This window comes from Lacisediminihabitans sp. H27-G8 (genome assembly GCF_046156175.1).
Taxonomy (GTDB): domain Bacteria; phylum Actinomycetota; class Actinomycetes; order Actinomycetales; family Microbacteriaceae; genus Lacisediminihabitans.
The window spans coordinates 296,473-308,910 of sequence record NZ_JAYLVL010000004.1; the positions used below are offsets into that span (position 1 = coordinate 296,473).

The 12,438-nt window shown below is 61.8% G+C and carries 13 protein-coding genes; 10 read left to right on the top strand and 3 right to left on the bottom strand.

All coding sequences use genetic code 11. The features are described from left to right. Positions 1 to 3: 3 nt before the first annotated feature. The 3 genes from rfbD to VLI63_RS14390 are packed head-to-tail and all read right to left on the bottom strand — an operon-like array spanning position 4 to position 2,756. Positions 4 to 861 carry a dTDP-4-dehydrorhamnose reductase gene (gene rfbD / locus VLI63_RS14380; RefSeq protein ID WP_409157546.1) on the bottom strand — a complete coding sequence of 286 codons (858 nt, stop codon included), beginning with the start codon at positions 859 to 861 and terminating at the stop codon, positions 4 to 6. Then, on the bottom strand, positions 858 to 1,841 hold the full coding sequence (rfbB, locus tag VLI63_RS14385) for a dTDP-glucose 4,6-dehydratase (protein ID WP_409157547.1): 984 nt from the start codon (positions 1,839 to 1,841) through the stop codon (positions 858 to 860). Before rfbB ends, rfbD begins: the two co-directional genes overlap by 4 nt. A gap of 36 nt (positions 1,842 to 1,877) precedes the next feature. After that, complete coding sequence (locus VLI63_RS14390; protein WP_409157548.1) at positions 1,878 to 2,756, bottom strand: glycosyltransferase family 2 protein; 879 nt, start codon at positions 2,754 to 2,756, stop codon at positions 1,878 to 1,880. An 84-nt stretch (positions 2,757 to 2,840) separates the two neighbouring features. Here VLI63_RS14390 and VLI63_RS14395 point away from each other — a divergent pair, with 84 nt between their 5' ends. The 10 genes from VLI63_RS14395 (at position 2,841) to VLI63_RS14440 (ending at position 12,425) form a co-directional block, all read left to right on the top strand. Then, positions 2,841 to 3,677: an ABC transporter permease gene (locus tag VLI63_RS14395; RefSeq protein ID WP_409157549.1), complete on the top strand. Its 837-nt coding sequence runs from the start codon at positions 2,841 to 2,843 to the stop codon at positions 3,675 to 3,677. Then, positions 3,674 to 4,414 carry an ABC transporter ATP-binding protein gene (locus VLI63_RS14400; RefSeq protein ID WP_409157550.1) on the top strand — a complete coding sequence of 247 codons (741 nt, stop codon included), beginning with the start codon at positions 3,674 to 3,676 and terminating at the stop codon, positions 4,412 to 4,414. Before VLI63_RS14395 ends, VLI63_RS14400 begins: the two co-directional genes overlap by 4 nt. 49 nt (positions 4,415 to 4,463) lie before the next feature. Further along, positions 4,464 to 5,075, top strand: coding sequence for a dTDP-4-dehydrorhamnose 3,5-epimerase family protein (locus tag VLI63_RS14405; protein ID WP_409157551.1), 612 nt, complete (start codon positions 4,464 to 4,466; stop codon positions 5,073 to 5,075). Positions 5,076 to 5,077: 2 nt separating this feature from the next. Next, positions 5,078 to 5,950: a glucose-1-phosphate thymidylyltransferase RfbA gene (gene rfbA, locus VLI63_RS14410; RefSeq protein WP_409157552.1), complete on the top strand. Its 873-nt coding sequence runs from the start codon at positions 5,078 to 5,080 to the stop codon at positions 5,948 to 5,950. Further along, positions 5,943 to 6,839 (top strand): hypothetical protein, encoded by an 897-nt coding sequence (locus VLI63_RS14415; RefSeq protein WP_409157553.1) that lies wholly within the window; start codon positions 5,943 to 5,945, stop codon positions 6,837 to 6,839. Before rfbA ends, VLI63_RS14415 begins: the two co-directional genes overlap by 8 nt. A gap of 140 nt (positions 6,840 to 6,979) precedes the next feature. Continuing rightward, entirely contained in the window at positions 6,980 to 7,993 is a 1,014-nt protein-coding gene (locus VLI63_RS14420; RefSeq protein WP_409157554.1) for a glycosyltransferase, read from the top strand. Beyond that, complete coding sequence (locus VLI63_RS14425; RefSeq protein WP_409157555.1) at positions 7,990 to 9,501, top strand: DUF2142 domain-containing protein; 1,512 nt, start codon at positions 7,990 to 7,992, stop codon at positions 9,499 to 9,501. The genes VLI63_RS14420 and VLI63_RS14425 overlap by 4 nt, the downstream gene beginning before the upstream one ends. A gap of 4 nt (positions 9,502 to 9,505) precedes the next feature. After that, positions 9,506 to 10,171, top strand: a complete 666-nt coding sequence (locus VLI63_RS14430) for a glycosyltransferase family 2 protein (protein WP_409157556.1) — start codon at positions 9,506 to 9,508, stop codon at positions 10,169 to 10,171. Between the two features lie 3 nt (positions 10,172 to 10,174). Beyond that, positions 10,175 to 10,561: a DUF2304 domain-containing protein gene (locus VLI63_RS14435; protein WP_409157557.1), complete on the top strand. Its 387-nt coding sequence runs from the start codon at positions 10,175 to 10,177 to the stop codon at positions 10,559 to 10,561. 58 nt (positions 10,562 to 10,619) lie between these two features. Beyond that, complete coding sequence (locus VLI63_RS14440) at positions 10,620 to 12,425, top strand: ABC transporter ATP-binding protein (RefSeq protein ID WP_409157558.1); 1,806 nt, start codon at positions 10,620 to 10,622, stop codon at positions 12,423 to 12,425. Positions 12,426 to 12,438 lie beyond the last annotated feature (13 nt).

Here is a 12,438-nt window from a genome sequence, read left to right on the forward strand (position 1 = left end):
AAGTCAGCGAGCGAGATCCAGAGCTCCGGCGGAAAAGGCCGCAGAAAGAGCGGCCTTCCAATTCCTCATCGGCGAGAGACCTGCGGCCGCCCAGCCATCATGCCCGAGCACCGAGTAGTCCGGACGGGGGGCGGGGCGCACGAACTCCGAGCTCGTGGTGCTCTTCACCCGATCCGGGTCGAGGCCGACCACCTGGAAGATCTCGCGGGTGAATTCGTACCAGCTCGCTTCGCCGGAATTGGTGGCGTGATAGATGCCCGGAGCGGCATCCGCGTCGAGCAGCTCGACGATCTGGCGGGCGAGATCGCCGGTCCAGGTGGGTTGTCCCAGCTGGTCGGTCACCACGCTCACCGTGTCGTGGCTCGTTGCGAGTCGGAGCATGGTCTTGGCGAAATTGGGGCCGCCGGCGCCGTAGAGCCACGCGGTGCGCACGATGTAGGTACCTTCGGGATTCGCCGCTAGCGCGAGACGCTCGCCCTCAGCCTTGGTGCGACCGTAGGCCGAGATCGGGTTGAGCGGAGTCGCCTCGTCGTAGGGCGACGTCGCCGACCCATCGAACACGTAGTCGGTGGAGACCTGCACGAGCTTCGCGGCGGCCTCGGAAGCCGCGATGGCGAGGTTCTGCGCACCCGTGGCGTTCACGGCGAAAGCCTCCGCTTCGTGGGTCTCGGCGTCATCCACCTTCGTGTAGGCGGAGGCATTGATCACGACGTCGTGCCCGGCCACCGCTGATCGCACGGCTTCCAGGTCGGTGACGTCGAGGTCAGCGCGAGCGAGAGCAGTGAACTCCCGGCCGGCAAGGGCCTTCTGCAGGTCCTGGCCGAGCATTCCGGATGCTCCGGTGATGAGGTATTTCGTCACAGCGCGGCGCGCTCCTTCAGCGGTTCCCACCAGGCGCGGTTGTCGCGGTACCACTGCACGACATCCGCGAGCCCCTGCTCGAACGGCACCTGTGGCTCGTACCCGAGTTCGGCCCGGATCTTGCCGATGTCGACGCTGTAGCGCAGGTCGTGGCCGAGGCGGTCCGTGACCCGGTCTACATAGGACCAGTCCTTGCCCGTCGCATCCAGCAGCAGCTGGGTCAGCTCCTTGTTGGTGAGCTCCGTACCCCCACCGATGTTGTAGATCTCTCCCGCGCGTCCGCCGACCAGCACCATCGCGATGCCGCGGCAGTGGTCGTCCACGTGCAGCCAGTCGCGGATGTTGTTGCCCTCGCCATAGAGCGGAACGTGCTTGTCGTCGATCAGGTTCGTGACGAACAGCGGGATCACCTTCTCGGGGAAGTGATACGGACCGTAGTTGTTGGAGCAGCGGGTGATCGAGAGGTTGAGGCCGTGGGTGCGGAAGTAACTGCGGGCGAGCAGGTCGCTTCCGGCCTTCGAGGCGGAGTAGGGGGAGTTGGGCTCGAGCGGCCGTGACTCGTCCCAGGAACCCTCGGCGATGGATCCGTAGACCTCGTCAGTGGAGACGTGGACGAAGCGCTGGAGATCGGCGCGAAGGGCCGCGTCGAGCAGGCGCTGGGTGCCGAGCACGTTCGTCTCAACGAAGATGCCGGAGTCGCGCACCGAGCGGTCGACGTGGGACTCCGCGGCGAAGTGCACGACGGCATCCACGGTCGGGAGGAGCTTGTCGAGCAGCTCGGAGTCGCGGATGTCCCCGTGCACGAATTCGTAACGCGGGGAGTCGGCGATCGGCGCGAGGTTCTCGAGGTTGCCGGAGTAGGTGAGGGCATCCAGCACGATGACCTCGGCACCCTCGAGGCCGGCGTAGGCGTCTTCGAGAGCGCGGCGAACGAAGTTCGAGCCGATGAAACCGGCGCCGCCGGTGACGAGGATTTTCATGGGAGTGGATGCCTCCTTGGCACAGTCTGGATGATTCTAGTGATGGGTGGCGCGGCGGCTGAGGAACGCCGATCTCAGGTCCAGTCCGATGATCAAGGCCACTCTTACGGGCCAGAGGTACCACCCCGAATACTTCCGTGTGAGGAAGCGGCGAGCGCTCTGGTGGTGCACCGCGATCATCTGCGCGGAATGATCGCTTGTGGAGTGGGCGCCGCTGTGCACGACGACGGCCGCGGGCTCGTAGACGTTGCGATATCCGGCCTTGCCGAGTCGATACCCGAGATCCACGTCTTCGAAATACATGAAATAGCCGTCGTCGAATCCGCTCAGCTCGTCGAAGGCACTCTTCCGAACCAACACACAGGCACCGGAGAGCCAGCCCGCATCCCGGCGCACCGGATCGCTACTGGAATCGCGGCGGTACGCACGCGTCCAAGGGTTGCCCAACCAGATGTTCGCGAACAGCGCATGCCCGATCCCGGTGCGGAGCGACGGTACGGCGCGAGCCGACGGGTACACCTCACCATCGGTGATGATCGCCGGCCCGACGGCGGCAATGCGAGGGTCGGATTCGCCCGCGGCCACAAGTGCATCGATGGCGCCCGGGGTGAGCACCACATCCGGATTGCTGACCAGCACCCACCGCACATCGGAAGGCAGGGAGCGGATCGCCTCGTTCATCGCGCCGCCATATCCGAGGTTTCGGCTGAGGGGCAGGTAGTGAGCGGATGATGCCGCAGTGAGCTTCGCGACCACCGGATCGTTTGAGTCATTGTCCGCGACCACGACCAACAATGGAGCCGCACTCGATGCGGGCACCGATTGGAGGAATCCCTCGAGCACCTCGCCCGATCGGTAGCTGACCGTCGTCACGGCTACCACGGGCGTGCGCGGGGGCTGCGAAGAGAGTGCCATCGGGAGGTAATCATAGTTCTAGGCTAGATTGTTCCGAGATTCACGGCCTGATTCGTGAGCGTCGTGGATACCCAGCGAGGATGAATGAAATACCTGCAGGAAGTGTGGGGCTCGCGAGAGCTCCTCTTCAATCTCGTCTCCCGCGAGGTGCGTGGTAAGTACAAACGCACGGTTTTCGGACAGCTCTGGTCGTTCGCGAATCCACTGGCGCTGATGCTCATCTACTCGCTCGTCTTCGGGGTGCTCTTCAAGAGTTCTCCCCCCGCGGGCAACCCGAGCGGTATCGATATCTTTCCGCTCTGGCTACTGTGCGGTCTGCTCCCCTGGATCTTCTTCTCGACGGTCGTGAGTTCTAGCGCTGCGTCGCTTGTCGACAACTCGAACCTGATCCAGAAGGTGTCTTTCAGTCGCATAGTCCTCCCGCTGGCCACGGTGGGGGCGAGTGCCTACAACTGGTTGTTCGAGATGACGGTCCTGCTCATCGCGCTCAGCGTCGCGGGTGCCTTCGTGCTTCCGTGGCTTCCGCTTCTGATCGTGATCATGGTGTTGCTTGCGGCCTTCGCCGCGGGGGTCGGCATGCTTCTCGCAACTGCAAATGTGTACTTCCGCGACACTCAATACCTGTTGACGATCGTCCTGCAGCTCTGGATCTACCTCAACCCGATCATCTACCCGATCGAACGGGTGGCCGCGAAATCGACGGAGACCGGCGGGCTTTTCGGCACACCGGTGACGATTCTCGGCCTCTACGATGTGAACCCCATGGTGCATTATGTGGCGTTGTTCCGGCAGGTGCTCTATGACAACCGCTGGCCCGATCCGTCCGAATGGCTCATCTGCCTCATCTGGTCTGTTGCGGCCGTCGCCATCGGGATGCTTGTGTTCCGCAAGAACGAGAGAAACTTGGCGGAGACCCTGTGACCGAGGTAGCAGTTCGAGTCGATCACGTCTCCAAGACCTTTCGGCTCTACCACGAAAGAAACCAGAGCCTGAAATCCGCGGTCATGCGCGGCCGAACATCCGTACATGACACTTTTCTCGCCCTTGAAGACGTCACCTTCGATGTGCCGACAGGGTCGACCTTCGGCCTGATCGGCAGCAACGGTTCTGGCAAGTCCACTTTGCTGAAGTGCCTGGCGAATATCTACTACCCCAACTCCGGAACCATCACCCATTTCGGCAAGATCGCCGCGATGCTCGAGGTGGGGTCCGGTTTCCACGCTGAACTTTCCGGCCGCGAGAACATCTTCCTCAACGGGTCGATTCTGGGCATGACCAAGAAAGAGGTCACGAGGAAGCTCGACGAGATCATCGATTTCTCCGGCGTCGAACAGTTCATCGACCAGCCGGTCAAGAATTACTCGTCGGGAATGTATGTGCGACTCGGCTTCGCGATCGCAATCAATGTCGACCCCGACATCCTGGTCGTCGACGAGGTGCTCGCTGTGGGGGATGGGGAGTTCCAAGAGAAGTGCTTCCAGAAGTTCCGGGACTTCAAAGCGGCGGGCAAGACCGTGATCCTGGTGAGTCACTCCATGGAAACAGTCGAGGCGATGTGCGACCAGGCCGCTTGGCTCAACAAGGGGAAGCTCGAGACCGTCGGCTCGGCCGCTCCCACGATCAAGGCATACCTCGACACGCTTCCGACTGGACCGTGAAACTCGGCCCCGATCCTGGGGTAGATGTCTCTCGGATAGGATCAACGGCGTGCAAATCCGTCAACTCTCCATTCCGGATGCCTACGAGGTAACCCCGATCCAGCGCTCCGACGATCGAGGAATCTTCTTCGAGTGGTACCGGCACGACCGGTTGGAACAAACGATCGGGCACTCCCTCGACTTGCGCCAAGCAAACAGTTCGACCTCGAAGAAAGGCGTCGTCCGCGGCATCCACTTCGCTGACGTCCCCATCGGGCAGGCGAAATACGTCACGGCCACCCATGGGGCTGTGCTCGACTTCGTTGTCGACATCCGCGTGGGCTCACCCACTTTTGGCCTCTGGGATTCGGTTGTCCTCGATGACATCGATCACCGAGCCGTCTACATTGCCGAGGGACTCGGACACGCCTTTGTGGCCCTGACCGAGGGAGCCGTCGTGACCTACCTGGTGTCCGATGTCTACAGGTCGGAGCGCGAGCACGGCATCAACCCCCTCGATGAACAGCTCGCACTGGATTTTCGCCTTCCGCGTCCGGAACTGATCCTGTCCCCCAAAGACGTCGGAGCACCCTCCCTCGCCGAAGCCGCATCCGGCGGACTGCTGCCTAGTTGGCAAGCAACAACCGACTACTACTCGAGCCTGAATGCCGGGATGGCCTAGCCGTGCGCGGAATCATTCTGGCGGGTGGCAGCGGAAGTCGGCTCTGGCCGATTACTCGAGGCATATCGAAGCAACTGATGCCGATCTACGACAAGCCGATGATCTACTACCCCCTGTCTACGCTCATGATGGCGGGCATCCGTGATGTGCTGATCATCACCACCCCCGAATACAACCAGCAGTTTCGGGCCCTCTTCGGGGACGGAGGCGATCTGGGCATCCGCATCGAGTACGGCGTGCAGCCCTCACCGGATGGGTTGGCGCAGGCGTTCCTCATCGGCGAGGAGTTCATCGGTGACGACAGTGTCGCCCTGGTGCTCGGCGATAACATCTTCCACGGCGGCGGACTCGGTCAGTCCTTGCGGGATCACGGTGACTTGGACGGTGGTTTGATCTTCGCCTACCATGTGAGCAACCCTCGTGCTTATGGCGTTGTCGAGTTCGATGAGAACATGGCCGCCGTTTCGATCGAAGAGAAGCCGGTCTCGCCCAAGAGCAACTACGCGGTGCCCGGACTGTATTTCTACGACAACGGGGTGATCGAGATCGCCAAGACAATCAAACCAAGCGCTCGCGGAGAACTCGAGATTTCTACTATCAACGAACGCTACCTGGCCGAAGGCAGGCTGCAGGTGCAGGTGCTGGATCGAGGAGTCGCGTGGCTCGACACGGGTACTTTCGAATCGATGATGCAGGCGTCCGAATATGTGCGGGTCATCGAGGATCGACAGGGCTACAAAGTCGGATGTATCGAGGAGATCGCCTGGCGCTCTGGATGGATCAGCGACCAGCAGCTGCGCGAGATCGCAACGCCTCTGGTGAAGAGTGGATACGGTCGGTACATCCTCGACCAGTTGGACCAACGGCGTGGTTGATCTTCGGACGCTGACAGTGCAGTCGATTCTCTATGAGAACGATCGGGAGAGCATCGTGAGGGCCGCCGAGGCCACCGCGAACTCCGCGAAGATCGCCATTTCCGCCGGTTCGATCGCCGGTTGGGCGCTCGTTCTCGGAGACTGCGGCGCTGTAGCGACCCTCGATGAGCAGGCGATCGAGCGCATCAAGGCCGGTGTCGAAATGTCGGGGGGAACCTTCATTCACGAGGTGTTCGGCCAGAACCTCGGGCACGGGGGTGGACACAATCGGCTCGCCCCGCTGACAGAGTCGGAACTTCTCCTGTTTCTCAACCCGGATGCGGTGCTGGCTCCTAACACCATCCAGTCGCTGGTCGAAGTGATGACAGAGGCCGTGGGCGTTGTCGATGGCCGGCAATTGCCCCTCGAGCACCCGAAAGACTTCGATCAAGCCACCGGCGAGACGAGTTGGGCATCCGGCGCGTGCTCGCTCACGTCGCGGCGGGCATTCGAGGCGGTGAGTGGTTTCGATCACGAGACCTTCTTCCTCTACTGCGACGACGTGGATTACTCCTGGCGACTCAAACTGGCGGGGTTCGACGTTCGTCACGAACCATCAGCGCGGGTGTTCCATGACAAGCGGCTCGAGGTCACCGGTGACATCATCGCGAGCTCGGCGGAGGTCTACTACTCTGCAGAAGCCGGGTTGCTCCTCGCGCACAAATATTCGCAGTTCGACATCGTCGCCGCGATCCTCGCCGCTTTCCATGATTCATCTGAGGAGCACTTGCTTCGCGCGGCCGGCGAGTTTGAGCGGCGGCGATCCGCGGGCAGTCTCCCTGCTTCGCTCGACCCCGACCATGCCGTCGGGCAATTCATCAATGGCAACTATGCCGTTCACCGATACTAGACAGGCAGTTGATAGTGCCGAGCTTTGCTGGTTCTCGCCCCCTGGCGACGACGGATTCCGGGTCCGACAGGTCCCATCCGCCGTTTGTCCTCACCCGTTTCCTCACTGACCTGAGGGATGAGAGCGTCCGAAACGGCGAGGTGAATTCCGCGCTGGGCCACCTCACGGAATCGCTCAGAGAAGCCGATGAGGAAACCCGTCCATTCCTCAGCATCCTCATGCGCACTCAGGGCTCTCGGCTCGAACCGTTCCGGGATGCGCTGCTGTGCCTAAGCGCCCAGAGCGACCAGGACTTCGAGGTGCTCGTGCTCGTGCACGACGCGAACCAGGAGGCGCATTCGGCCGTTGCGCAGGCGGTAGAAGAGCAGCAAGCGCGCCTCAGGGACAAGATCCAGCTCGTTGAGGTGCGTGGGGGATCTCGTGGCACGCCCCTCAACGAAGGACTCCGGCGCGCCAAAGGAAGATTCGTAGCGGTATACGACGATGACGACCTGGTCTTCGCGCATTGGGTCGAAGAGTTCCATCGGTCGTCGGCTCAGTCTGAGGGCCGGCTATTGAGAGCAGTGACCGCGGTTCAATCCCTCTCGCCAGAGACCTGGCCTCGTGGGCACAGCGGTTTTCGAACGTCGAGCTGGCCTGCGGCAGAGCACCATGCCGAGTTCGATCTGGTTGAGCACTTCCGGGTCAATCAGACCCCCTTCATGAGTTTTGCCTTTCCGAGCAGCATCTTTTCTCGCCTCGGACTCACTTTCGACGAAGAACTCGATGTGTGCGAGGACTGGGACATGATCCTCCGCACCTCCCTCCTCTGCGGGGTCGCGGATGTCCCCGCCCTCACCGCTGTCTACCGGCGATGGGCAACCGGAAACTCCTCGTACCTCGACCATTCGACCGGCGTGTGGGCCGAGTCGGAGGCGCGCGTCATCCGCAAGGCGGATTCGAGGCCGGTCCTTCTTCCCCCGGGGTCGATAGAGATCATCAGGGCTCTGCTGGTCGACCAGGAGGACTATCGGCGGATATTGCAGAGTAGGGGATGGAAGCTCTCTCAGCCGCTCATGAAATCGCTACGGGTGGCTGCACGCGTTCGAAACCACCTCCGCGCGATGCGCCAGCGATTCCGCCGCCGACTCGCATCTAGGGGAGGAGTCCGGTGAGAAGTCTCATATCGCGTTTTCGGCTGATCTACCTGGCGCCCGTTCTTGCACTCATCGCCTTGACCGCCTGGGCCGTCGGCACCCCGATGGGGTCGAGCCCAGACGATAACTTCCATCTCGTGAGCACCTGGTGCTCGAGCGCCAGTCCCGCGGCCAACTGCACCGCGGGAACCGCCCCGAGCAACCGCAGAGTGCCGGAGGCGCTCCTCACCTCGATCTGCTACCAGGCCTCCCCGGGCGTGAGTGCGGCCTGCCAGCTGAAGACCGACTTTGACCCCAACAAGACGGTGCTCACCGACCGGGGGAACTTCGTCGGGGGCTACCCCCCGTTGTTCTACGACGTCATGGGTTTATTCGTCGGTCCGAACATCCTCGAATCGGTCATCCTCATGCGGCTGGTGTCTGTCGTACTTTTCGTGGGATTGACCACCGCGCTGTTCCTCCTGTTGCCGCGCTCCCGGAGGCCGGCACTGATCTGGGGATGGATCGCGACCACCGTGCCGCTGGGACTGTTCATCATCGCTTCCAACAACCCGAGTTCCTGGGCCGTGATCGGTGTCGGGTCCTCGTGGCTTGCTCTTCTCGGTTGGTTCGAAACAGTGGGCCGTCGCAAGATCGGCCTGGGAGCAGTCTTTGCGCTCTCGGTGTTGATCGCTGCCGGTTCGCGGGGGGACGGCGCGATCTATGCGTCTCTGGGGATAGTGGTCGCGGTGCTCCTGTCGTTCGAACGCTCTCGGCGCTTCGCGCTGGATTGCATTCTTCCCCTCGTCATGATGGCTGTCTGCGTCTACTACTTCATCAGCGCCCAGCAGGTGATCAGCGGCTTGAACGGATTCGGTGGGGCTAACAGTCCTGGGGTTCCCGGCGAGACTCGTTCGCTCTCTGAGTTGCTCATCTACAACCTGCTCAACATCCCGGTGCTCTGGGCTGGAGTCTTCGGGAGCTTCGGACTGGGTTGGCTGGATGTGGCGATGCCTCAGGTGGTGCTGTATGGCGCCGTCGGAGCATTTATCACCGTAGCTGCGGTGGGCTTCTCCCGCCTGACCAAACGCAAAGCAGTCTCGCTGGCGATCGTCGCACTCTCGCTGATCGTCGTGCCGGTGGTGGTGCTCACTCGGGGGAGCGATATCGTGGGAGAGCAGGTGCAACCCCGATACATATTGCCCCTCATCGTCATGCTCGGAGGACTTCTGGTGCTCCAATCGGGACAGCGCCGAGTGCACTTCACCAGGGGTCAGGTCATCCTGGTGACGGTGACGCTCGCCGTGGTGCAGGCCGTCGCCCTGCAGACGACGATGCGCCGTTACATCACTGGTGCTGGGTTCGGCGGCCTGAATCTCAACTCGGGCATCAAATGGTGGTGGGACACTCCCATTTCTCCGATTGTCGTGCTGATCGTCGGCTCGCTCTGTTACGCCGGCCTGATCTGGATTCTCGCGCGTGAGGCATCCCGGGTTGTACCGGCGGTCTCGGCACCGGTCGGCACGCGAGCCAGTGTGGGAAACTAAGGCAATGAGTCGTACATGGGTCGCAATCCCGATGTACAACGAGTCGACGATGATCGGTGCAGTGATCGCGGACGTGCTGAGGGACTTCTCGCATGTCGTCTGCATCGACGACGGCAGTTCCGACGCTTCCGCCGCTGCTGCGCGGGCCGCCGGCGCTTACGTGGTGAGGCACCCGGTCAATCTCGGCCAGGGGGCGAGCCTGCAGACCGCATTCGACTTCGCCTTACTGGATCCGCTGATGACGGAGGTGCTCACCTTCGATGCAGACGGCCAGCACCAGGTGGATGATGCGAGAGGCATGGTGGCAAAGCTGCGGAGCGAGCACCTGGACATCGTGGTCGGATCCCGCTTCCTTGATGACCGCACGACCCTGGCGCGATCGAAGCGAGCGGTACTCCGCACTGCCGCCTTCTACACCCGGGTGTCGACGGGCATGGCACTGACCGATGCGCACAATGGGTTACGCGTACTCGACCGGTCTCTCGTCGAGAAGATCCACCTCTCCCAGAACCGCATGGCTCACGCTTCGGAACTCATCGAACAGGTGGGCCACCTCAAGGCGACGTGGGCCGAGTATCCGACCCATATCGTCTACAGCGACTACTCGCGTTCGAAGGGGCAGTCGTTGCTCAACTCCATCAACATCCTCGTCGAGCTCCTGTTCAGGTAAACCATGACAATCGTCTTTCAAATCGCCGCCATCTTGGTGATAGCCGTCGCGGGCTATTTCATTTTTCGAGGTGCCGGAGCACGGCATCTGGCGATGCGCCGGGTGCTGCTGCTGCTTTTCATCGTCGTGGCGGCTTCGTCCGTCTTCTTCCCGCAGATTCTCACCTGGATTGCAAACCTCCTGGGGATCGGGCGCGGCGCTGACCTTCTTCTCTACTTCATGGTTCTGATTTTCATCGGATTCGTTGCGACGACCTACCGGCGCTTTCGCCAATTCGAATCGGAGATCACGCGTCTGACGAGACAGCTTGCGCTGCAGAATGTGCTGCCTCCCGCCCCAGGGAATGGCTTGCCCCCGACCGGCGAGCGCTACGACGACGGGCAGAGGTGACCGTCGTCGGCAAGACTTGTGAGGCGCTCAGCGGCTCCCTGATAGCCTGAGCGGCGACATGAAACGAATCTGGAGCACGCTCCGAAACTTGCTCCCCCTGCTCCCTCGAGGGGCTCGACGTTTCTTCGTCTGGTACATGGTGATGATGAGCCTCATCACCGTCCTCGACGTTGCGGCCCTTGGCCTTCTCGCCATTGTCATCAGTCCGACCATCAGCGGAACCGCGCTCAAGTTGCCGGTGATCGGTGAACTTCCGCCGAGTGCGACACCCATCGTGGTGCTTGTCGCGTGCCTGTTGATCATTCTGAAGAGCGTGCTCTCCGTCTTCTTCCAATGGATCGCGACGCGGCGGTTCGCCAGCTACGAGCTGGAGATCGGCAACCGGCTCTTCAGCGCGTACATCCACTCGAGTTGGGAGGAGCGCTCGAAGCGCACGGTGCCGGAGATCACCCGCATTGCTGATGCCGGCATCGCGAATACGATCATGGGCTTCATCCTTCCCCTTGCGGTCCTGCCGAGCGCGGTCGTGAGTTTCGTCCTCATCCTCGTCGTGCTTCTCGTGGCCAACCCGACGACGGCGCTGATCGCTCTCGTCTACCTCTCCCTTATCGCGTTCGTGGTTCACAAGGTGGTGACCAAGCGGGCTCTCGAAGCAAGCGTCGTCAATCGTGACTACAGCTACCGGGTGGCGATCCTCATGACCGAGATGGTCGATGCCCTCAAGGAACTCAGCCTGAGGAATCGACTGTCGCAGGTGGCCGGCGTCGTGACGAAGAACCGAGTTCACGCAGTTCGGGCCAGGGCGAACTCGTCGTTCCTCGGAATTATCCCGCTCTACTCTTTCGAGGCGGCACTCGTCGGAGGGTTCCTGCTCATCGGTTTCGCCAACTATCTCACCGGCGGATTGACGGGTGCTCTCGCGGCAGTCGCGTTATTTGCTGCGACCGGATTCCGTCTGATCCCCGCGATAAACGGCATTCAGGGGAGCTTCATTCAAGCAACGGCCAGTATTCCGTCGGCGCAGGATGTCATCGGGGATTTGAATGGGGCCGAGCGGGACATCGCTGACACCTCCAGCGTCGTCGACAGCGGTGTACTGCCCGAATCGCCGAGATTCCTTCACCTTGATGCTGTCACGTTCCAGTATCCGAACTCGATCGAGACAGTGCTTCGCGGCATAGAACTGGACATACCGCTGGGCAGCTCTCTCGGGATAGTAGGACCTTCGGGAGCGGGCAAGTCGACACTCATCGATCTCCTCCTCGGTCTCAGCGCTCCCTCCAGCGGCTCGATCAGCATTGATGGCCAGCCGCTCACTTCGGTGATCCGGGCGTGGAGGAGTCGGGTGGGGTATGTGCCCCAAAGGGTTGCCCTGTTCGATGGGAGCATCGCCCAAAACGTCGCTCTGACGTGGGACGACGACTTCGATCGTGACCGTGTCATCGATGCGCTCAAGCGCGCCCAGCTTTCGAGTCTGGTCTCGTCCCGTGAAGGGGGCATCGATGAGCGCATCGGCGAACGCGGATTCTCCCTTTCCGGCGGCCAACAGCAACGCCTGGGCATCGCGCGAGCGCTCTATTCAGACCCTCTCGTACTCGTGCTCGACGAAGCCACGAGTTCGCTCGACACCAAGACCGAAGACGATGTGACCCAGGCAATTCGAGCGCTTCGGGGGGAAGTCACCCTGATATCGGTCGCCCATCGCCTGTCGACCATCAAGGACTACGACCAGGTCTGCTACCTCGAAGACGGGAGAATCGCGGGCAAGGGCACATTCTCTCAGCTCGCACTTTCGTTGCCTGCGTTCGGTGAGCAGGTTGCGCTCGCTGGCCTGGCTGGCAAGATCGTTCACCCGACGTCATGACCGGCCTGGTCGA

What these genes read in the sequence shown, in the direction of transcription:
- rfbB (WP_409157547.1), bottom strand. Translation starts at nt 1,841, where the DNA reads ATGAAAATCCTCGTCACCGGCGGCGCCGGTTTCATCGGCTCGAACTTC.
- VLI63_RS14390 (WP_409157548.1), bottom strand. Translation starts at nt 2,756, where the DNA reads ATGGCACTCTCTTCGCAGCCCCCGCGCACGCCCGTGGTAGCCGTGACG.
- VLI63_RS14395 (WP_409157549.1), top strand. Translation starts at nt 2,841, where the DNA reads ATGAAATACCTGCAGGAAGTGTGGGGCTCGCGAGAGCTCCTCTTCAAT.
- VLI63_RS14430 (WP_409157556.1), top strand. Translation starts at nt 9,506, where the DNA reads ATGAGTCGTACATGGGTCGCAATCCCGATGTACAACGAGTCGACGATG.
- VLI63_RS14435 (WP_409157557.1), top strand. Translation starts at nt 10,175, where the DNA reads ATGACAATCGTCTTTCAAATCGCCGCCATCTTGGTGATAGCCGTCGCG.
- VLI63_RS14440 (WP_409157558.1), top strand. Translation starts at nt 10,620, where the DNA reads ATGAAACGAATCTGGAGCACGCTCCGAAACTTGCTCCCCCTGCTCCCT.